This window comes from Halomonas sp. E19, from assembly GCF_052439355.1.
Lineage (GTDB): Bacteria > Pseudomonadota > Gammaproteobacteria > Pseudomonadales > Halomonadaceae > Halomonas.
The window spans coordinates 79,238-100,307 of record NZ_JBNFWU010000001.1 but is presented as its reverse complement, the minus strand read 5'-3'; the positions used below and the strand labels follow the sequence as shown (position 1 = coordinate 100,307).

The 21,070-nt window shown below is 62.7% G+C and carries 17 protein-coding genes and 2 pseudogenes; 8 read left to right on the top strand and 11 right to left on the bottom strand.

Features of this window, described 5'->3' with window-relative positions; translation table 11 throughout:
* The first annotated feature begins 128 nt into the window (after window positions 1-128).
* Window positions 129-779: a helix-turn-helix transcriptional regulator gene (locus tag ACUDAL_RS00555; RefSeq protein WP_444676744.1), complete on the top strand. Its 651-nt coding sequence runs from the start codon at window positions 129-131 to the stop codon at window positions 777-779.
* On the opposite strand, the gene ACUDAL_RS00550 is transcribed toward ACUDAL_RS00555, so the two are convergent.
* From ACUDAL_RS00550 to metE, 3 genes are all read right to left on the bottom strand, one after another.
* Entirely contained in the window at window positions 758-1,162 is a 405-nt protein-coding gene (locus ACUDAL_RS00550) for a COG3650 family protein (RefSeq protein ID WP_444676743.1), read from the bottom strand. The genes ACUDAL_RS00555 and ACUDAL_RS00550 overlap by 22 nt on opposite strands.
* Window positions 1,156-1,296 (bottom strand): MliC family protein, encoded by a 141-nt coding sequence (locus ACUDAL_RS00545; RefSeq protein ID WP_444676742.1) that lies wholly within the window; start codon window positions 1,294-1,296, stop codon window positions 1,156-1,158. Before ACUDAL_RS00545 ends, ACUDAL_RS00550 begins: the two co-directional genes overlap by 7 nt.
* Before the next feature lie 290 nt (window positions 1,297-1,586).
* Window positions 1,587-3,884: a 5-methyltetrahydropteroyltriglutamate--homocysteine S-methyltransferase gene (metE, locus tag ACUDAL_RS00540; RefSeq protein ID WP_444676741.1), complete on the bottom strand. Its 2,298-nt coding sequence runs from the start codon at window positions 3,882-3,884 to the stop codon at window positions 1,587-1,589.
* Window positions 3,885-3,986: 102 nt separating this feature from the next.
* On the opposite strand from metE, the gene ACUDAL_RS00535 reads away from it, so the two are divergent.
* Window positions 3,987-4,901: a LysR family transcriptional regulator gene (locus ACUDAL_RS00535; protein WP_444676740.1), complete on the top strand. Its 915-nt coding sequence runs from the start codon at window positions 3,987-3,989 to the stop codon at window positions 4,899-4,901.
* On the opposite strand, the gene ACUDAL_RS00530 is transcribed toward ACUDAL_RS00535, so the two are convergent.
* Both ACUDAL_RS00530 and ACUDAL_RS00525 read right to left on the bottom strand, forming a co-directional pair.
* Window positions 4,888-6,192 carry an ATP-binding protein gene (locus tag ACUDAL_RS00530; protein WP_444676739.1) on the bottom strand — a complete coding sequence of 435 codons (1,305 nt, stop codon included), beginning with the start codon at window positions 6,190-6,192 and terminating at the stop codon, window positions 4,888-4,890. The genes ACUDAL_RS00535 and ACUDAL_RS00530 overlap by 14 nt on opposite strands.
* 316 nt (window positions 6,193-6,508) lie before the next feature.
* Window positions 6,509-7,222, bottom strand: a complete 714-nt coding sequence (locus ACUDAL_RS00525) for a winged helix-turn-helix domain-containing protein (RefSeq protein WP_444676738.1) — start codon at window positions 7,220-7,222, stop codon at window positions 6,509-6,511.
* A 360-nt stretch (window positions 7,223-7,582) separates the two neighbouring features.
* Between ACUDAL_RS00525 and ACUDAL_RS00520 the strand changes: the two are divergent.
* The 5 genes and pseudogenes from ACUDAL_RS00520 (at window position 7,583) to ACUDAL_RS00500 (ending at window position 15,313) form a co-directional block, all read left to right on the top strand.
* Window positions 7,583-10,482 (top strand): annotated as a pseudogene (locus ACUDAL_RS00520) (ribonucleoside-diphosphate reductase subunit alpha).
* A gap of 189 nt (window positions 10,483-10,671) precedes the next feature.
* A pseudogene (locus ACUDAL_RS00515) lies at window positions 10,672-11,921 on the top strand (ribonucleotide-diphosphate reductase subunit beta).
* A 117-nt stretch (window positions 11,922-12,038) separates the two neighbouring features.
* Window positions 12,039-12,368, top strand: coding sequence for a hypothetical protein (locus ACUDAL_RS00510; RefSeq protein ID WP_444676737.1), 330 nt, complete (start codon window positions 12,039-12,041; stop codon window positions 12,366-12,368).
* Between the two features lie 128 nt (window positions 12,369-12,496).
* The gene (locus ACUDAL_RS00505) at window positions 12,497-13,615 is read left to right on the top strand and encodes a phospholipase D-like domain-containing protein (protein ID WP_444676736.1); all 1,119 of its coding nucleotides are present in this window, start codon (window positions 12,497-12,499) and stop codon (window positions 13,613-13,615) included.
* 108 nt (window positions 13,616-13,723) lie between these two features.
* A complete protein-coding gene (locus ACUDAL_RS00500; RefSeq protein WP_444679261.1) occupies window positions 13,724-15,313 on the top strand; it encodes an alpha/beta hydrolase in 1,590 nt (529 codons plus the stop codon).
* Here ACUDAL_RS00500 and ACUDAL_RS00495 read toward each other — a convergent pair.
* Window positions 15,310-16,371, bottom strand: coding sequence for a cation:proton antiporter domain-containing protein (locus tag ACUDAL_RS00495; protein WP_444679260.1), 1,062 nt, complete (start codon window positions 16,369-16,371; stop codon window positions 15,310-15,312). The genes ACUDAL_RS00500 and ACUDAL_RS00495 overlap by 4 nt on opposite strands.
* A complete protein-coding gene (locus ACUDAL_RS00490) occupies window positions 16,347-16,553 on the bottom strand; it encodes a hypothetical protein (RefSeq protein ID WP_444676735.1) in 207 nt (68 codons plus the stop codon). Before ACUDAL_RS00490 ends, ACUDAL_RS00495 begins: the two co-directional genes overlap by 25 nt.
* 148 nt (window positions 16,554-16,701) lie before the next feature.
* Here ACUDAL_RS00490 and ACUDAL_RS00485 point away from each other — a divergent pair, with 148 nt between their 5' ends.
* Entirely contained in the window at window positions 16,702-16,824 is a 123-nt protein-coding gene (locus tag ACUDAL_RS00485) for a hypothetical protein (RefSeq protein ID WP_444676734.1), read from the top strand.
* A gap of 1,200 nt (window positions 16,825-18,024) precedes the next feature.
* On the opposite strand, the gene ACUDAL_RS00480 is transcribed toward ACUDAL_RS00485, so the two are convergent.
* Genes ACUDAL_RS00480 through ACUDAL_RS00465 form a run of 4 tightly spaced genes read right to left on the bottom strand, consistent with a single transcriptional unit; the run spans window position 18,025 to window position 21,070 of the window.
* Entirely contained in the window at window positions 18,025-19,695 is a 1,671-nt protein-coding gene (locus ACUDAL_RS00480; RefSeq protein WP_444676733.1) for a DUF7305 domain-containing protein, read from the bottom strand.
* A gap of 18 nt (window positions 19,696-19,713) precedes the next feature.
* Window positions 19,714-20,226, bottom strand: coding sequence for a PilW family protein (locus ACUDAL_RS00475; RefSeq protein ID WP_444676732.1), 513 nt, complete (start codon window positions 20,224-20,226; stop codon window positions 19,714-19,716).
* The gene (locus ACUDAL_RS00470; protein WP_444676731.1) at window positions 20,223-20,633 is read right to left on the bottom strand and encodes a type IV pilus modification PilV family protein; all 411 of its coding nucleotides are present in this window, start codon (window positions 20,631-20,633) and stop codon (window positions 20,223-20,225) included. Before ACUDAL_RS00470 ends, ACUDAL_RS00475 begins: the two co-directional genes overlap by 4 nt.
* Entirely contained in the window at window positions 20,630-21,070 is a 441-nt protein-coding gene (locus ACUDAL_RS00465) for a GspH/FimT family pseudopilin (protein ID WP_444676730.1), read from the bottom strand. Before ACUDAL_RS00465 ends, ACUDAL_RS00470 begins: the two co-directional genes overlap by 4 nt.

The window sequence follows — 21,070 nt, the reverse complement described above, 5'->3', positions numbered from 1 at the left end:
CGGGGCGATCCAGGCCTGTCAGGGGCCTGGCCTGTCTCTCAGGCCAGGCCCCAATTCCCCTCGACTTGCCTGAGCGCCGCCCCGCCGGTATTTTCCAAGAAGACACTAGATTAATTCCGAGCCACGTCATGTCAAGCAACGATGAGTCCACGCCCGCCACCGACACCGCCGAGCGCCTGCTGTACCAGCTCAAGATCCGCGGCCCACAGTCGGCTGCCGCCCTGGGTGAACGGCTTGGCACTAGCGGCGAGAACGCCCGCCAGCAGCTCGCCAAGCTGGCCCGCCAAGGTCTGGTGGCCCAACGCCCGCTGCCAGGCGGCGTCGGTCGGCCGACGATCGAGTGGCGGCTCAGCGAAGCCGGTCATGCTCGCTTTGCCGATGGGCATGCAGAGCTGGCCTCGCGCCTGATCGTCAGCGTGCGCGATACCCTGGGCGACGAGGCGCTGGCACGTCTGATCGAGGCGCGCCAGGCCGAGACCCTGGCGCAGTATCGTCAGGCCCTGGCCGGCAGCGACAGCCTGGAAGCCAGGGTGCAGCGGCTGGCCGAGATTCGCTCGCGGGAAGGCTACATGGCGGAGTGGCAGCGCGAGGCGGACGGCAGCCTGCTGCTGATCGAGAACCACTGTCCGATCTGCCGTGCCGCCAGCACCTGCCCGGATCTCTGCCGCTCGGAGCTGGCGGTGTTCCGCACCGTGCTGGGAGAGAGCGCCAGCGTCGAGCGCACCGATCACGTGCTGGCCGGCGCACGACGCTGCGTCTATCGGATTGAGGAGCTTTGAGGCGCGATGCCTTGGCCACAGCCTCTGTAGGTTTGCCCTTCAAAGGTCAGCGTAACCCGGGCCGGGAACGGCTCGCCGCTCATGTCGTCGAAGCAGGCACGCGCCTCCAGGCGCAGCTCGAACGGCGCTTCGCCACGCCTGCTGGCAAGCCTGACCCGCCCGCCGGCGTTGTCCATCGCCACGACACGATAGGGCAAGGACAGCTCGCGAGCGCCATAATCAAGCACCAGCCTCAGCTCGGGGGCGTCATGTCGCAGGTTGACGTGCCAGCCCGGCTCGTTGCCACGCCCGTGAAACATCACGCCGGGGCGCTGCTCGCGGGTCAGCGCCGAACGCGCCATGGCGGCAGTACAGTCGAGTCGGCCGTTGGCGCTTTCTACCACGGCTTCTCCCCCTTGTTCCAGAAGCTGAGCTCGCCCTGCTGGTAGCGCGCTCCGCTGGCGACCACCGCCGGCGCCAGACGATAGCCGCCGTGGGCCGACCACAGCCGCAACTCGCGCTCACCGAAGGCGGTCACCAGATCCTGCTGCGGCGTGCAGCGCCAGGCCTCGAAGCGCTCGGCACCGCCGGGAAACAGCAGCGAGGGCAGCAGCGGCGCCGTGCTGGCCCCCTGCCCGTCTGCAGAGCGCGGCCCGTCGATGGGAGCGGAAGCACAGCCGATCAGCAGCAGCGAGCCGGCGGCGAGAAGCGCCGCACGAAGGAGGCGAACGGTCGGAGCATGGGGCTATTCCTCGAGCAGTCGGACACCACAGCATACCAGGCACCGGCCCTGCGGGCCGGCGCCTGGTGTCAGGCGGGGTGCTGACGTCAACCGTAGCGGCGGCGCAGCTCGCGTGCCGCCTGGACCATGTTGGCCAGGGCCGGCTCCACCTCGGCCCAGCCGCGGGTCTTGAGGCCGCAGTCGGGGTTGACCCACAGCCGCTCGACGGGAATGCGCTCGGCCGCTTTCTCCATCAGCCGCACCATCCACGCCACCTCGGGCAGATTGGGGGTATGGATGTCGTAGACGCCCGGGCCGATCTCGTTGGGATAGGCGAAGTCCTGGAAGGCGTCGAGCAGTTCCATGTTCGAACGCGATGTCTCGATGGTAATGACGTCGGCATCCAGCGCGGCGATAGCGGCGATGATGTCGTTGAACTCGGAATAGCACATGTGGGTATGAATCTGGGTGGCGTCGCGCACGCCCGATGCGGTCAGACGGAAACACTCCACCGCCCAGTCGAGATAGGCCTGCCACTCGCCCTGGCGCAGCGGCAGCCCCTCGCGCAGCGCCGGCTCGTCGATCTGGATCGCCGGGATGCCGGCAGCCTCCAGGTCGATCACCTCGTCGCGCAGGGCCAGGGCGATCTGCCGGCAGGTCAAGTCCCGCGGCTGGTCGTCACGCACGAAGGCCCACTGCAGCATGGTCACCGGCCCGGTCAGCATGCCCTTCATGGGCCGCTTGGTGAGTGACTGGGCATAGCGGCTCCAGGCCACTGTCATGGGCGCTGCACGGGCCACGTCGCCGACGATGATCGGCGGCTTGACGCAGCGCGAGCCGTAGCTCTGCACCCAGCCGTTGCGGGTGAAGGCAAAGCCGTCGAGCTGCTCGCCGAAGTACTCCACCATGTCGTTGCGTTCGGCCTCGCCGTGCACCAGCATGTCCAGCCCCAGCGCCTCCTGGCGCACCACGGCATCGGCGATCTCGGCGCGCATCTGCGCCTCGTAGGCGTCCTGGGTCAGCTCGCCCTGCTTGAAGGCGCGACGGGCGGTGCGAATCTCCGCGGTCTGCGGAAAGGAGCCGATGGTGGTGGTGGGAAACAGCGGCAGCCCGAGCGCACGCTGCTGGGCCTTCACCCGCACGGCGTAGGGGTTGTCGCGCACAAGGTCGTTGTCGCCGATGCGGCGCAACCGCTCGTCGACCTCGGGGCGATGCAGCCGGGGCGATTCGCGGCGCGCATCGAGGGCGGCCGTGGCCGCTGCCACCTGGGCGCGATCCCCGGCGGTGGCGCGCCCATCGAGAAGCCGCGCCAGGGTCACGGTCTCGTCGAGCTTCTGGCGGGCGAAGGCGAGCCAGCCTTTCAGCTCGGCGTCCAGCTCCGGCTCGGCGTCGAGATCGACCGGCACATGCAGCAGCGAACAGGAGGGCGCCAGCCACAGCCGCTCGCCCAAACGCATGCGGGCATCAGCCAGGCGCTCACGCAGCGCGGCGAGGTCGGCGCGCCAGATGTTGCGGCCGTCGATGGCGCCCACCGAGAGCACCTTGTAGCCCGGCAGGTTATCGAGCACCGTGGCCAGCTGCGCCGGGGCGCGTACCGCATCGATATGCAGGCCGTCCACCGGCAGGCTTACCGCCAGTTGGAGATTGTCGCCCAGTGCGCCGAAGTAGGTGGCCACCAGCAGCTTCACCGGCGCCGAGCGCAGGGCGTTGTAGGCCGCCTCGTAGGCTTGCCGCCACGCCTGGGGCAGGTCCTGCACCAGCGCCGGCTCGTCGAGCTGCACCCAGTTCACCCCCAGGTCGGCCAGGCGGGCCAGAAGCTCGCCGTAGACCGGCAGCAGGTCGGCCAGCAGCGACAGCCGGTCGAAGCCTTCCTCTTGTGCCTTGCCCAGCCACAGCCAGGTCAAGGGGCCGGTGAGCACGACCTTGACCGCGTGCCCGGCGGCACGGGCCTCTTTCACCTCGTCGAACAGGCGGGTGCTGGCCAGACGGAAGGTCTGGCCCGGGTGCAGCTCCGGCACCAGGTAGTGATAGTTGGTATCGAAGTACTTGGTCATCTCGCAGGCGGCCGCCGGCGTGCCGCTGGGCGCGCGGCCGCGGGCCATGCGAAACAGGGTGTCGAGCGACACCTCGCCGCGAGCGAGCTCTTCCTCGGCGCCGAAGCGCGGCGGCACCGCGCCGAGCAGCAGCGAGACATTGAGTACCTGGTCATAGAAAGCAAAGTCACCCACGGTGACGAGATCGAGGCCGGCGTCACGTTGGTCCTGCCAGTGGCGCGCACGCAGCTCGCGGCCAGTTTCCAGCAGCGCGGCCTGGTCGATGTCGCCGCGCCAGTAGGCTTCCAGTGCGTGCTTGAGTTCGCGCTGGGCGCCGATACGTGGATAGCCAGAAACATGAGCCAATGTCATGATGACGCCTCTTCTGCATGAATGATGCAGTAGAGTCTCGCTTGGCCGGATCAATTGAATCAAACTAAACTTTCTAATTCAAAACATGAAAACAGCTCATTCATGATCGAACTTCGCCATTTACGCACCCTAGTCGCGCTACGCGACGCCGGCTCCCTGGTGGAAGCTGCCGAGCGCGTGCACCTGACCCAGTCGGCGCTTTCCCATCAGATCAAGGATCTGGAAGACAGGCTGAATACACCGCTGTTCGTACGCAAGACGCGCCCGGTCGAGTTCACCCGCGCAGGCCAGCGGCTGCTGGCGCTGGCCGAACAAGTGCTGCCGCAGGTGCGGATGGCCGAGCGCGACGTGGCGCGGCTCAACGGCCAGGAGCCAGGTCGCCTGCATATGGCGATCGAATGCCATAGCTGCTTCCAGTGGCTGATGCCCACCATCGACCGCTTCCGCGATCACTGGCCGGAAGTGGAGGTCGATATTCCCGGCGGCCACCATTTCGACCCTCTTCCCGCGCTGTCCCGCGAGCAGCTCGACCTGGTGATCACCGCCGACCCCCAGCCCCTGGCCGGCGTCACCTACGAGCCGCTGTTTCGCTACCAGAGTCTGCTGGCCGTGTCGCGCCAGCATCGCCTGGCCAACCACAGCGCCGTCACCCCCGACGAGCTGGCCGACGAGACGCTGATCACTTACCCGGTGGAGCACAGTCGGCTGGATATCTTCACCCAGTTCCTGACTCCCGCCGGGGTACGCCCCCGCGAGGTGCGCACCGCGGAGCTGACGATCATGATGATGCAGCTGGTGGCCAGCGGACGCGGCGTCTGCGCCCTGCCCAACTGGGCGCTGACGGAGTATCTCGAACGCGACTACGTGAAGGCCGTCAGGCTCGGCGCGGAGGGAACCTGGGGCACGCTGTTTGCCGCCATACGCGAAGAGAGCCGCAGCCAGCCCTGGATGGAGGATTTCCTGCGCACCGCGCGGGAGACCTCCTTCGCCGTACTCGACGGCATCAGGCCCGCTTAGGCGGTACGATCGGCAGCAGCAGCGAGAACCGCGCGCCGCCCAGCTCCTGGCTGTCGTCGACCACCACGCTGCCGCCATGCCAGGCCATGACCTTCTGCACGATGGAGAGTCCCAGGCCGTAACCGCCGGAGCGGCGCGTGCGGCTATCGTCCAGGCGGGCGAACGGCTTGAAGATCATCTGGCGCTCTGTGTCCGGCACGCCGGGACCGTCGTCCTCAATATCCAGGCGCACCAACCGGGTTTCCTCAGTGACCTGGACTCGCACCCGCGACTGGGCGTGACGGCAGGCGTTGGCCACCAGGTTCTGCAGGGCGCGCTGCAGGTAGCGCGGATCGGCCAGCACCTCGACGTCGGGGCCAGGTGCCAGTTCGAGCTGCAGGTGGGCATGCAGCGGCGCCAGCGTGTCGATCACGCGCATGGCCATGGCGCGACAGTCGATCCGGCTGCGCTCCAGGTTGGCCCCGTTGACGATGCCGCTGTCGAGGCGGGCATAGGTGAGAATCTCGTCGATCAGCTGATCGAGTTCCTCGATGTCGCCGTCGATGCCTCGCAGTTGGCGGCGAATGGCCGGGTCCTCGGTCATGTCCTCGACCATCTGCATGGCGAAGCGAATGCGCGCCACCGGCGTGCGCAGCTCATGGGAAACGGCGCGGATCATCTCCTGCTGCGAACGTAGCAGCGACTGCACCTGAGCCGCCATGGCGTTGAAGGCCATGCCGACCCGGCCGATGAAGCCGCCGCCGTCGACCTTGACCCGCGTATCGAGCCGCCCGCCCGCGATGCGCCCGGCCGCCAGCTCCAGGCGCGCCAACCGGGCTTCTACGCCGCGCACGATCAGGTAGATGATCGCCGCCAGCACGCCGAGCATGATCAACAGCACCAGCAGCAGCAGCGAGATCGGCGTCGGTTCCAGCGCCGACACTGGTCCGATCGACAGCCACTGCCGGGTACCATCCGCGGAGGGCACCGCCAGATAAACCGTGAGCGCCCAATGCCCTGGCAGCAGGCGGATCACCAGCTCGCCTTCGCGTAGCCGGGTCAATTGGTGGCTGTCCAGGCCGTCGGGGGCCAGGTGGCTGAGGCGAATCGCCAGGGCCTGGCTGGTCACGCTTTCCAGCCGCTGCTGGCGAGCCTCGCCGTCAACCTCGGCCAGCCAGTCGCCCAGCATCTGCGCCAGCCCGCGCAGCTGGCGCTCGTTGAGCCCGGAGAGCCGTGCCTCGAGAATCCGCCCTTCGCCCGGCAGCCGCAGGAACATGCGCCACGTCTCCTCGCCCTCCATGACGACCAGCACGCTGCCCCGCTCCAGACGGCGCTGGGCAAACCACCCCAGGTTGGCATTGGCCGGTTCGCGCAGCGACTGGCCGCATGTCGAGCAGGTCGCCCTGCTGGGTCAGCCAGTCGCCCCGGGCATTGGGCGGCAGCGCGGAAACCTTGCGGGCGAGCAACTGCATCGGGGCTTCCGCCAGCTGCTCGCGGTACTGCTCTACACGGATTCGGTCGACCAGCGCCAGGCCCATCAGGGCCAGAGCGAAGGTGAGCAGCAGCGCCAGGGCCAGGGCCAGGTAGACCCGCAGGAAGGTGCCATCAGCCAGGAACCGCTGCATGGATCAGGCGTCCTTGACGAACAGATACCCCTTGCTGCGTACCGTCTTGATGCGATGCGGATGGTTGGGGTCGTCGCCGATCTTGGGGCGTATCCGCGACACGCGCACGTCGATGGAGCGGTCCTGGCCGTCGTATTTGATGCCGCGCAGGTCGCTGAAGATCTCTTCGCGGGTGAGCACACGCCCGGCATTGCTGGCCAGCAGCCACAGCAGGTCGAATTCGGCGCTGGTGAGGTCGATCCGTTCGCCCTCGAGCCAAGCCTCTCGCGTGGCGCTGTCGACTTCCAGGTTGCCGAAGGAGAGCCGTGCATCGCCGGTCTGCTCGGTGTTGTCGGCACGCCGCAGCAGCGCCCGCATACGGGCCAGCAGCACCCGCGGCTGCACCGGCTTGGGCACGTAGTCGTCGGCGCCCATCTCCAGTCCCAGCACCTGATCCATGTCGTCGGTGCGGGCGGTCAGCATCAGTATCGGCCCCGCGTACTCGGGCCGCGCCCGGCGACAGATCGACAATCCGTCCTCTCCGGGTAGCATCAGATCGAGAATCACCAGATCCGGCTGCAGCGCCAAGATTTTTTCCACGCCGCGCGAGCCTTCGGACTCCACGGTGACCTTGAAGCCATTTCCTTCAAGGTAGTCGCGAGTGAGCTCGGCCAAGCGAACGTCATCCTCGATAATCAGCACGTGTTCCATGTCGCTGCTTTCCAGGTTGTCATCCATCCTAGTTTCCCCGTGCTGGGCATTTCTTTGTGATTCGGGACACCCTGTCCCTCCTTCGCTAAATCAAGGATACCCGAATTAGCGTAGTTCGCCTGCCCGCGATTGCATGCCGTTTGCATTCCGTTGCCGCGCGGTCAGCCAGCGAAGCATAGCTCGGTAACCAACCAACAACCAAAAAAGCCCACCGAAGAGACACAGCTCACTCACAGGTTATCCACTTGATGACGGGGGCAAACCACTCTATCTTGTGCTCACCCTCAAGATAACCACAAGATGATGTGCTCCTAGCAAGCGACTCCGCTGCTGTCAACGCCCATCGTCCACCTGACGTCTGCCCGAAAGAAGAAGGGAATCCGATCCATGGAACAGCTCCAGCCCACCGCCCCCGACCTGGCCATCACCGCTCCCCGGGCTCTGCGGGTGATCAAGCGTACCGGTGACGTCGTCGCGTTCGACGCCAGCAAGATCGCCGTGGCCATGCGCAAGGCCTTCATCGCCGTGGAGGGCGACAACGTCAGCGCCTCCTCGCGGGTTCGCGACTTCGTCGACCAGGCCAGCCAGGGCATTGCCAGCGCCTTCCTGCGCCGCATGCCCGACGGCGGCACGGTGCACATCGAGGACATTCAGGATCAGGTCGAGCTGGCACTGATGCGGGCCGGTGAGCAAAGGTGGCCCGCGCCTACGTACTCTATCGCGAGGAGCACGCCCGCGCCCGCGCCGCCGCCGGCGGCGACATCGAAAAGCCGCATCCCACGCTCAACGTCACCCTCGACGACGGCAGCCGGCGGCCGCTCGACCTCGGCCGCATCGAGACGCTGGTGTTCGACGCCTGCGCCGGGCTCGAGAACGTCGACCCCAACCGCATCGTCGAGGCATCGCTGAAGAACCTCTACGACGGCGTCTCGGTGGAAGGTGTCTCCCAGGCGCTGATGATGACCGCGCGCACCCTGGTGGAGAAGGAGCCCAACTACACCTACGTCACCGCGCGGCTGCTGCAGGACAGCCTGCGCCGCGAGGCGCTTTCCTTCCTCGAGATTGCCGAGGAGGCCACGTTCGGCGAGATGGCCGAACTCTACAAGCCCGCCTTCCAGGCCTATGTCGCCCGCGGCATCGAGTATGAGCAGCTCGACCCCAAGCTTGCCGAGTTCGATCTCGAACGACTCGGCGAGGCGCTGGACCACACCCGCGACAACGCCTTCACCTATCTGGGCCTGCAGACCCTCTACGACCGCTACTTCATCCACAGGGATGACGTGCGCTACGAGCTGCCCCAGGTGATGTTCATGCGCGTGGCCATGGGCCTGGCGCTGAACGAGGACGACCGCGAAGCGCGCGCCATCGAGTTCTACGAGCTGCTCTCCAGCTTCGACTACATGGCCTCGACGCCGACCCTGTTCAACTCGGGCACCGTCAGGAGCCAGCTCTCCTCGTGTTATCTCACCACCGTGCCCGACGATCTCGATGCCATCTACAGCGCCATCCGCGACAACGCCCTGCTCTCTAAGTGGGCCGGCGGCCTGGGCAACGACTGGACCCCGGTGCGCGCCCTGGGCTCCTACATCAAGGGCACCAACGGCAAGAGCCAGGGCGTGGTGCCGTTCCTCAAGGTGGTCAACGACACCGCCGTGGCGGTGAACCAGGGCGGCAAGCGCAAAGGGGCGGTGTGCGCCTACCTGGAGACCTGGCACCTGGACGTCGAAGAGTTCCTCGAGCTGCGCAAGAACACCGGCGACGACCGCCGCCGTACCCACGACATGAACACCGCCAACTGGGTGCCCGACCTGTTCATGAAGCGGGTCTTCGACGACAAGGAGTGGACGCTGTTCTCGCCCGCCACCTGTCCCGACCTGCACGACCTCTACGGCGCCGCCTTCGAGCAGCGCTACGAGGAGTACGAGGCGATGACCCGCTCGGGCCAGCTCAAGCTGTTCAAGCGCGTGCGCGCCAAGGACCTGTGGCGCAAGATGCTCTCGATGCTGTTCGAGACCGGCCACCCGTGGATCACCTTCAAGGACCCGTGCAACCTGAGAAGCCCCCAGCAGCACGCCGGCGTGGTGCACTCCTCCAACCTGTGCACCGAGATCACCTTGAACACCAGCGTCGACGAGATCGCGGTGTGCAACCTGGGCTCGGTCAACCTCGCCCGTCACGTGGTCGACGGCAAGCTCGACGACGCCAAGCTCAAAAAGACCGTGCGTACCGCCGTGCGCATGCTCGACAACGTCATCGACATCAACTACTACGCGGTGCCCCAGGCGCGGAACTCCAACCTCAAGCATCGCCCGGTGGGGCTTGGCATCATGGGCTTCCAGGACGCCCTCTACGCCCAGGACATCGCCTACGCCTCCGAAGAGGCGGTGGAGTTCGCCGACCGCTCCATGGAGCTGATCAGCTACCACGCCATCGAGGCCTCCTCAGACCTCGCCGCCGAGCGCGGCCGCTACCAGAGCTTCGAGGGCTCGCTGTGGAGCCAGGGTATCCTGCCCATCGACTCCATCGACAAGCTCAAGACCGAGCGCGGCGAGAAGTACATCGAGGTCGACACCAGCGCCACCCAGGACTGGGATCGCATGCGCAGGAAGATCGCCGACCAGGGCATGCGCAATTCCAACGTGATGGCGATTGCCCCCACCGCGACGATCTCCAACATCTGCGGCGTATCGCAGTCGATCGAGCCGACGTATCAAAACCTCTACGTGAAATCGAACCTCTCCGGCGAGTTCACCGTGGTCAACGCCTACCTGGTTCACGACCTCAAGGCGCGAGGCCTGTGGGACGAGGTAATGATCAACGACCTCAAGTACTACGACGGCTCGGCGCAGCCCATCGAGCGCATCCCGGACGACCTCAAGGCCAAGTACGCCACCGCCTTCGAGGTGGAGCCCAAGTGGCTGGTGGAGGCCGCCGCGCGGCGCCAGAAGTGGATCGACCAGGCGCAGTCGCTGAACCTCTACATCAAGGGTGTCTCGGGCAAGAAGCTCGACGTGACCTACCGCATGGCGTGGTTCCGCGGGCTCAAGACGACCTATTACCTGCGCGCCCTGGGCGCCACCTCGGTGGAGAAGTCCACCGTGGACCGCGGCACGCTCAACGCGGTGAGCAACCAGGCGCCTACGGCTGCTCCGACACCGGCCCCTTCAGCGACACCGGCAACGGAACCGCGCGGGGTGGAGGACTTCCTCACCGGCAAGGCGGGCAGCGGCTCGCGCGCGCCAAGTGCTGCGGAAATAGACGATCTGGGCTGCGAGGCCTGCCAGTAGGTTAACAAGCTGGCTGCGCTCGGCCATACGGCGTTGGAAATTGGTGCGGAATGCTCATTTACAAACACGTAAACTCCGCTTCCTTACCAATTTCCGCCTTGTCTGGCCATCGCTCGCACAGCTTCGCACGCATCGAGAATTTTTCTGATCCGAACGATATCTCGGATCCAGCTATATAAAGGTGAAGCCATGCTGAACTGGGACGAGTTCCACGAAGACGAGACTCCAGTCGCCGAGCAGCCGGCGAAGGCGACTCCGGCCCTGCCGCCAAACCGCAGCCGGCTGAGCAGGCTGATGCCAACGCAGTGAACGAAGCCGGGGGTAGCTATCAGGTAGCCGACAGTGACCGCCTGGCTCGGGCGCGCAAGTCGCTGGAGGAGCTCGACGTGGCCGCCGGCCTCGAGGAGCTGGAGATGGGCGCGGCGCGCATCGAGGTCAGCGACAAGCAGATGATCAACGCCCGTGCCGACCTCAACCAGCTGGTGCCCTTCAAGTACGAGTGGGCGTGGCAGAAGTACCTGGACGGCAGCGCCAACCACTGGATGCCCCAGGAAGTGAACATGAACGCCGATATCGCCCTGTGGAAGAGCCAGGATGGCCTGACCGAGGACGAGCGGCGCATCGTGATGCGCAGTCTGGGTTATTTCTCCACCGCCGACTCGCTGGTGGCCAACAATCTGGTGCTGGCGCTATACCGCCTGATCACCAACCCCGAGTGCCGCCAGTATCTGCTGCGCCAGGCCTTCGAGGAGGCGATCCACACCCACGCCTACCAGTATTGCGTGGAGTCGCTGGGCATGGATGAAGGCGAGGTCTTCAACATGTACCGCGAGGTACCGTCGGTAGCCGCCAAGTCGGCCTGGAGCCTCAAGCACACCCAGTCGCTGGCGCGCCCGGACTTCAATACCGGCACGCCCGAAACCGACCAGGAACTGTTGCGCAACCTGATCGCCTTCTACTGCGTCACCGAGGGCATCTTCTTCTACTGCGGCTTCAGCCAGATCCTCTCCATGGGCCGGCGCAACAAGATGACCGGCGTTGCCGAGCAGTTCCAGTACATCCTGCGCGACGAGTCGATGCACCTGAACTTCGGCGTCGACATGATCAACCAGATCAAGATCGAGAACCCACACCTGTGGACTACCGAGTTCCAGGACGAGGTCACCCAGATGATCCTCGAGGGCACCGAGCTCGAGATCGCCTATGCTCGCGACTCCATGCCCCGCGGCGTGCTGGGCATGAACGCGGCGATCATGGAAGGGTACCTGCACTTCATCTGCAATCGCCGCCTTGCCCAGATCGGCCTCAAGGAGCAGTTCCCCGGCGCGCAGAACCCCTTCCCGTGGATGAGCGAGATCATTGACCTGCGCAAGGAGAAGAACTTCTTCGAGACCCGGGTCACCGAGTACCAGGTCGGCGGTGCGCTGAGCTGGGATTGATCACCACGCAAGCCCCACTCACCGCTGGGTGGGGCGCTTACCAAGCAAGACCAAGGAGTCATCGACCTGGATGTAGCCACTGCGACCAACAATCGATACCAAAGTGAGGTAAACGTCATGGGAAGTTTCCACTCGCACGACCATGCACAGCCCACCGCAGCGCAGGCCCCTCGTGATGCCCAGGCCTGGCAGTCAGCCCTCGACCTGGCGCTCGCCGCCCACGGCGGTCCCAACGCCCTGGCCCATTACCCCCATGTGGCCTTCGCCTTTCCCGCATCTTCCCCCAACCCTTATACCCTCGACTTTCCCCTGCTCGACTACCGGGAACTCAAGGAGTGGGCGAGCTCACGAGGCTGGCGGGTCCGACCTGCGCTCGAGCGCGCCCCGGCAGGAGAGAAGTACCGTCCTCCGGTTTGCTTCTCGCGCCTGCCCAACCGATATCACTGAGCCGACGGGGAGCGCGTCCGGTTTGTGGGCCTGCCAACGGCATTGCCTAAGCCCCTGACGTTGCCGTGGCAGCCTGCTGCTCCTACGCTCGGGTTAGCGATTCAGCAAGATGGGCAAGGAGGCCCACCGTGCAGACCGAATGGAAGAGCGGCAACACAATCACCCTGATACCCGACAGCGAGCGCTTCATCCCGGAGCTGCTCGAAGCCATCGACAACGCCCAGGAGTCGGTGTGGTTCGAGCAATACCTGATCGAGTCGGGGCGGGTCACCCGCCGCTTCCTGGACGCGCTGGTTCGCGCTGCCCAACGTGGCGTCGAGGTGCGGGTGGTCCTGGACAGCTTCGGCGCCGTGGGACTCGGCCGCGGGGAGCGTGAACGCCTATCCTCGGCCGGTGTGGCCCTGCGCCACTACAATCCGTTCATGATGCGACGGCTGCGCCGCAACCTGAATCGCAACCATCGCAAGATGCTGCTGGTCGATCGTCGCGTGGCCTATACCGGCGGCTATTGCCTGACCGACGACTACCTGGGCGACTGGTTCGACGTGGTGGTACGCGCCGAAGGGCCGGTGGTGGAGGACTGGATCACCCTGCTAGCCGACCTCTGGGAGTCTTCCCGCACCCGCGGCGACAAGGCCCCCATCCAGCGCAGTCTCCCCGCCGAGGCCACGGTAGTCGACAGCGTCGGTGACATGCAGGCTCGCCTGGTGCACAACGAGGGGCCGAGCGACAAGACCATCCGACATTCGCTTCACTACCGCATGACCACGGCCGAGAAACGGCTTTGGATGTACACCCCCTACTTCCTGCCCTCGCGTCAGCTGCGCCGCCTGGTCTGCAATGCCGCCGAACGTGGCGTGGACGTCCGATTGCTGGTGGCCGGCAAGGGGCACGATCACCCCAGCGTGCGCTACGCCGGCCAGCGGCATTTCGGTGAGCTGCTGGAGGCCGGCATCCATATCTACGAGTACCAGCCTCGCTTCACCCACGCCAAGTTCTGTATCGTCGACGACTGGGTGACCGTGGGCTCGTGCAACTTCGACCACTGGAGCCTGCACTGGAATCTCGAAGCCAACGTGGAAGTGGAACACCCCGGGTTTGCGACCGAAGTCGCCGAACTGTTCGAGCAGCATACTGCCGAGAGCCGGCCCATCACGCTGGACGGCTGGTCGAAGCGCCCCAGTGCACAGCGCTACCGCGAGCGCCTTGCCGCGCTGATCAGCGCCTGGCTGGCCGGGATACGTTAATATCGCTCCGCTCGCCCTGGATGGGCACCATCATTTCCCTGATTCGATGAAGGCAATGCATCCCAGAGTTCGCAGTGCACTCAAGCACTTTTCCACGGCCGGCCTACTATTGGGCACGCTGCTGTTCGCCTTTTCACTCACGCCCAGCCTGCTGCCCAGACCCACCTACGCCCAGGGATCGTTTCGGGGCTCTCCTTCTCGGCCGGCTATGCGCTGGGCTTCATCACCCACTGGCTATGGGACTACCTGCAGCTTCCCCGGCCCGGGCCGCGTACCGAGCGGGGCATCAAGCCGAGCGCAGCGGCAATCTGCCTGATCATCTCGGGGATCTTCCTGTGGCAGGCCTCGGCCTGGCAGAACAGCCTTCGCGACCTGATGGGCCTGGAGGAGGTCAGTGGGGTACGCCCTTTCAGCATCGCCCTGATCGCCCTGGCGCTGTTCACCCTGCTGTGGCTGCTGGTCAAGCTCTTCAGGCTGACCTTTCGCTATCTCGCCCGCAAGATGCGCCGCTTCGTGCCGCACCGGGTGTCAAACCTGCTGGGGGTCGTGTTTGCCGCGGCGCTGTTCTGGTCAATCATCGACGGGGTCATCTTCACCCTGGCCCTGCGGGCTGCCGACAACTCCTTCCAGCAACTCGACGAGCTCATTCTCGACGAGATACCACCGCCTGCCGACCCCATGAAGGCCGGAAGCTCCCACTCCCTCATCAGTTGGGAGGCGCTGGGAGGGCGCGGCCGCCGCTTCGTCACCCAGGCGCCCTCCGCGGAGGATATCGGCCGCTTCACCGAGGCCGAAACCCGCGACCCCGCCCGGGTCTATGTCGGCTTGAGCGCGGCCGACACTCCAGCCGAGAGAGCTGAGCTGGCGCTGAATGAACTCATACGGATCGGCGCCTTCGAGCGCTCCGTGCTGTTGCTCGCCACGCCGACCGGCAGGGGCTGGGTCGATCCCTCTGCCCAGAATACCGTGGAGTACCTGCATCGCGGCGATATCGCCACCGCCACCATTCAATACTCCTACCTGCCAAGCCACCTGGCGCTGCTATTCGAGGGTGAGTACGGTGCCGAAAACGCCCGAGCGCTGTTCACTACCGTCTATGAATACTGGTCGAGGCTCCCCGAAGCACAGCGTCCACGCCTCTACCTACACGGGCTCAGCCTCGGTTCGCTCAACTCCGACCTGTCGTTCGATTTCTACGACATCATCGACGACCCATTCCACGGCGCGCTGTGGAGCGGTCCGCCGTTTCGCAACGAGACATGGCGGGCCGTGACAAGCGAGCGCGACGCGGGCTCGCCTGCCTGGCTGCCCACCTTCCGCAATGGCTCGGTGGTTCGCTTCATGAACCAGTATCAGGGGCTGGGCGCCCCGGACCAAGCCTGGGGCGATTTCCGCATCGCCTTCCTGCAGTACGGTAGCGACCCGATCACATTCTTCGAGCCGCAGATCCTTTACCGCGAGCCGGAATGGATGCGCGAGCCGCGGGCGCCAGACGTGCTACCCGAGCTGCGCTGGTTCCCCGTGGTGACCATGCTGCAACTGCTCGGCGACCTGGCCGTGGGCCGTGCACCGCCCGGCTATGGCCACAGCATGGCCGCCGAGCACTACTTCGATGCCTGGGTGGCGCTGACGGAACCGCAGGGTTGGAGCCGAGAGGAGCTGGCACGGCTGCGCGAGCGCTTCCGGCAGTCGCATTAGCTGTTGCCACCTTGTTCCTTCCTGCGCCGCCAGCGCCCATAGCGGCTGGCCAGCGGCGCCGCCGTCATGCCGTGGGCGACCATGGAAGCTACCACGATCAGGGTGCCTGCGGTCCAGGCCAGGTTGTAGCCGGTGCGGCTCGAGACCAGTGCAGCGTAGTAGAGCGCCGACACGCCGATGGGCCCGAACCAGCCCATGATCAATGTGATCGGCCAGTCACGCAGCGTCGGCAGTCCGGGCCTTAGCAGCAGGATCATCGGCAGTCGACGCAACAGCAGCACCAGAAGGGCCAGCAGCAGACCCGAGGCCCCCAGCGCTCGCCACTCTGTCCAGGGGGCTATCAGGCCGAACAGAATGAAAACCGGCATCGTCAGCAGGGTATTGACCGCCTCCTGTACGTTGTCCTCTTCGCTGCGCTCCTTGCCGCCCACCTCCTGGTCGAAAGCCAGGCCGGCGGCAAAGACTCCCAGGATGCCATTGGTACCGAGCAGCGACCCCAGCCCGAGCACCAGAATGGTGAGGGCCAGGGTGATGGACAGGAACGAAGGCTGGTCAAGGTAACCCCGCGCTTCCGACCACTGCAGGGCACGCCCCGACGCCCAACCCAGCACTGCGCCGACCAGTACGCCTGCTCCGATCTCCCATAGCCAGACCTTGGCAAACCAGCCCAGCCAGGCGTCACCTATGGGCAGCGTCAGCAGCAGGATAGGCAGCAGCACGAAGGGATAGGCCAGGCCGTCATTGGCCCCGGATTCGCTGGAGAGCAGGTGGCGATAGTCTTCGGGCAGGTTCTCCGTGGCCACCCCGCCGGTGACGATCGAGGAGGCCACCACCGGGTCGGTTGCACAGATAGTGCCGCCCACCAGCAGCGCCATCAACAACGGCAGCCCGAGCACCCAGTGGGTCAGCAGTGAGCTGATCAGGAACATGGCCGGCATGCCGAGGCCCAGCAATACCAGCAGCGAGCGCCAGTGGGCGAAGGGATAGCGCGGCGGCAGGCGAAGCGCGATGCCCATCAGGCTGATACCCAGCGTCAGCCGGGCCGTTTCCTCGAGAATTCTCTGGCCATCACCCCATCGGGACGGGTCGAGGATTTCCAGGCCAAAGGGCCCAACGCCACGCCGAACAGAAAGGCGAACAGCGGCGCGGAGAGCCAGGAGCGGTCCAGCGGACTCGACAGCAGGCCCACGACCATCACCAGACCACCCACGACTGCGAGGGCAACGTTCAGCTGCTCCATGCCGACTCCTTGCGCTCCTTGCCAGGCTACTCCTAACCTAGGCAACCGCAGGCGGGGCGTAAACCAGAGGGCTCGTCTTGATGAATTGCACGACGCGCCATCCCTGGTCTAAAGTAGTTTCATCGGCAACTAATCAGGAGCTGTCACGATGAACGACAAGTCACGCAGAAGCGTCATCAAGCGCATCTACGTACCCACCCAGGTGCGTCATCTCCCCAACGGCGAGCGAGTCACCATTCCCGGGCACTATCGCAAGCCGAACGAAGGGTAGCGTTGCATCTACCTCCAAGCCGCAGCTTATCGCTAGGGGACAAGCGGCGGCTTTGCCTTGAAAAAGTTTAGGTAAGTTAAAATTAAGAAATAAGCATTTGAGTAACATGCTCGTCCCTCACCTCAGGCACAAGAATATCCAACTCGGTGCCCCTCGGGGCTTGGCTCGTGCCCGGTAGTTGCCGGCCAAGCGCTCGCTCACGAGGGTAAACCGGAAGCCTGACAGGCTCAGCAGAACGGTTCTGGAGACTAGTGAAAGAACGACGATCGGTGCTGCACCGTGCTGCTGGTGCATGCATGCCTCCTCCCTGGCAGGAACCTTGGACAATGCCACCGGGAGGCCGTTCTGGCTTCCCGGGGTCAGCCTTGCTTGTTACAGTTAGGGTAGATCATTCAACCAAAGGTATGTCAGCGGTTCCCCAATATTGTAGAGGGTATGGGCAGCAGAGGTACTGACATTTTTTAATTAGCAAAGATTTATGGATGACGACCCATTCAAACTGAAGTATCCTTTAACCCAACCGGTACACTTCGCTCTCTCCTTCTAGCGCAACTGCGACTGCTACTGATCTGAAGCATTGATGAAGTGTGACATGACCTCATCTGAAAGGTGTATCACTTATGGTTCACCGGCTTTTTAAGAAAGCTCCCATCAGGGTCTGGGCAATCAAACAGGTCGACACGGCGACTCTCCACCTGTGCGGGCCAGGAACTTTAGAAACTAATCTAAAGCATCGCATGGCATTGGAAGCACTGCGCTGCGGGCAGTATCACGACGCCGTGCGCATCGGTAACTCAGGCACAGTACTCAATGCCCGTCTGTTGGCCGCAGTGGTGCCACTCGGAGACCTACGCCTGGTGGACGACGATAATTGCGCTGAATGGCGGGGGCGCGTCTGGTCTGTTTCCCATGTGCCTCAGCGGGCTTGGGTATTCGACAGGCCCTTGGTGGCCGAACCTAACCCAACGGACGGCTTACCCGCACTCATCAGTCGAGAAGATGTATCGCATATTCGACGGAACATACGCCAGGATGCGACTCCCTCGTGGAAAGTCTCATTTCGCCCGATGGATACGTTGGAAGATTCAAACAGGGATCTGGATGCCGCGATCGAGGAGGCACAGCGCAGGCGAAGAATAGTCCACAAAGGTTGGCGAGAGGATGGCTCATGGGGTCCGTTGGATGAGAACAAAAAATAAGTTACTTCCAGCTCTCAATTGATGGCATACCATTTCCATTTCCACCGCCCCCACCGAGATCTACTTCACCTAATGCCTCGTCATAGGTAATACCACCTCCACCAGAAACCTCTACTGTTTTTCCTCTGGCAGAACCGTTCAGCCCACCTCCCGCAGTAACTTTCACGTTGGCGAATGGCGCATAAACGTTTGCCGCCGCCCTAGCACTTCCACTTATTGTTACGCCTGACTGGCTCGGAAGAATATCCTCTTTAGTAGAATAAAGCGAAAATGTAGGCCTGCCATTTGTCACCTGAGGAATACTGGACATTTGAGTAGAACTAAGTATATGGGTGGTGCCCGTCACGAATATTGTCAACGTACTGCCGGAGTCAATGGTGAGCCCCAGACCACCACCACTCCCCAACGTGAGATTACCATTCACAAAAAGGACAACGTCTCCTCCAGAGACATTCATTTCACCATTTGTCAGTGTCAGGTCACCCGTTCTAATTACTGGAACCTCTCCTTCGAAGCCTAGCACTGAAGAATTCACAGACTCTGCCAGCACAACATCCTCCTGCACATTCCAAGTTTGATCAAATGAAGTTATTTTATCTGGAGTCACTGTAGCGTTGACTCTCGGCCAGTTACCTACAGTGATATTTCCATTGGATGGCATTGAAAACTGTTCAATCACGGTTGGGAGCGAGACTGCATCGCACTCGCTTGTAGGGACTGGCGAAACGGCAGAGTGGGTACCACTGGACACGCCCCCACCTGCAAATGAACTTGTTTCTTTCCAGCTGTCATAATTATTATAAATATTACCAGCAGCTTTTACCGAGCCCTCGACATAAGCACCGGTATTCGCAAAGGTAACGTCCCCACCTGCGCTCAGATTTCCACCCAAGGTAGCACCATTGTTAAACTCGACATTGCCATCAGCATTAACACCACCTGAAAACTGTGCAGTATTATTAAGAAAAACATTTCCCTTAGTAAAAACCCCACCACCATAAGCCACACTTGCATTCACCAACACATCGTTATTTGCTCTAATATCCCCTCCTACACCTCCACTACCCGAGGTATAAACTGCGCCTGTCGCCAGAACGTCGCCCTCAACATATGTTCCACCTGTCAAGCTAACGTCGGCATTTTCAGACAGTGTTCTAACACGGCTATCAATATTCCCACCTCCGTTAACAACCACACCCTCACAACCAACCACTCCATCCGAAAACGGGCTTTCGGGTCCGCCGCCTCCCCCAAGGTCTATTTTAACAAAAATAATCTCGCTTACTGCAGCACGCCCATAGTCAACAGCTCCCATCGTCACAATGTAAAAATTTTCTTCTTCTTTCAAAAGATAGAAATGACAATTAATTTCACCCTCACAGGCATCTGGAGAAACACCAACAAGGTTAGAAAAGTTTTGCCAAGTATAGCCAGAAAGAGCGCTTAAACTAAGAACATCACCGAAATCATCTGAGCTCAACAAATTACCGCCTTCTCCCCAGGCTTCCGCCACAGCGCGCTCAGCACCCATTTGGGCCAACGAAGCCGCACGATAATTCCCCGCTAACCGTTCATCAATCAGCGAAGACTGCATGCCGGAAAGTCCCAGAATAAGCGACATCGCAAGCATGGATAGGACAACGACTAGAGCTGCTCCATTTTGATTTTTCATACAACACCCCTCCAGAACCTAGTTACCCGCTACTGCTACGCTGCGATTCATTGCATGGAATCTCAGGCTGTCAAGCTCCCCTTCCAACTGTATATCAATACAGTAAAGGCCAGGAGCATCACATCCGCCGGAACTTCCATCAAATCTTTCCAACCCTAAAACACCTTCAACAATCGGCTGCTTGTCATCATCCACACTAAGACTTAAAACACCATTTTCGACTGTATAAATATGACAACTTCCATCAACACTAAAAGCAAAGCCCTCGCCAGCCCCACAAGGGACAGATAGATTGGCTCGGCGAACATCACGAATCAATGTTTCTGTAACGAAGGTCAAAGCTGCTTGCTTCTTGCTTAGCTCTTCAATATCACGAAATGTCTGGAATCCCATCAGAAACAGCTGCCCGGCACCAAGGATGATGATCAGGCCGATCACCAGCGCTACCATCAGCTCAACAAGGGTAAAGCCAGCCTGGCTCGAAGCATTAGTGGGGGCGGCTAACGGAAGCATGGGGTTGGGATCTCTCATAGCTCTGGCAGCCGGAACTGGTAAACGAAGGCATTACCGCTCTCGCCATCCGAGTAGCGCTCCTCCTGCCAAGAGATGGAAACGGTATATTCACAGTCGGAGGCGCCGGGACTGACATTGCTCGCAACATTGGTCAACACCCTTCCCGTACCGAACCACTGCGTCAGCCAGTCTCCATGAACATTACTGGCCGTCGGGCACGAGCCGTCATTGCTCGCCAACCATGCCCAAGCCCTTTCTTGGGCATCGATGGCGGCCAGGCTCACCACCGCCCGTTGGTAGCCCATGTGCGCGCTCTGTAACGCCCTGAGTTGCATGGCCGCCACGCCGAGCAGCCCGATGGAGAGCACAACCAGGGCAACCAGCGCCTCTATTAGAGTAAAGCCACGCTGCCGATTCGCCATCATGAGCCACCCCGCCCAATTCGGCCAAAGCCACTGATCTGAATGGTTTTGCTATCAACCGTCAATGTACAGCCGCCATCACAGTCCGAACTCTCGACAATCTGCCCCAGCCGATTGAATTCAACGACGTTGCTATCCGAGACGCTCACCCCAGCCCTGCTGGCTTGACGTACGCGGATGGCATTATCGCTGCCGTCGTCTGTGACGTAGACCCGGTACTCCCATGGCGAGCTCGCCATGACTTCAAAGGAGACGTTCTGTCGCCGCTTTATTGCCTCACTTCTGGCAAGATTTAACCCCGACAAAACTTCATTGTAGTCACTTGCAAGGCGATTACTGGCCATCATACTCTGGAAGCCCGGCACCGCAATCGTCGCGATGATCGTCATCACAGCGATGGTTACCAGTAGCTCAATCAGAGTGAAGCCAGAGTTTTTCAT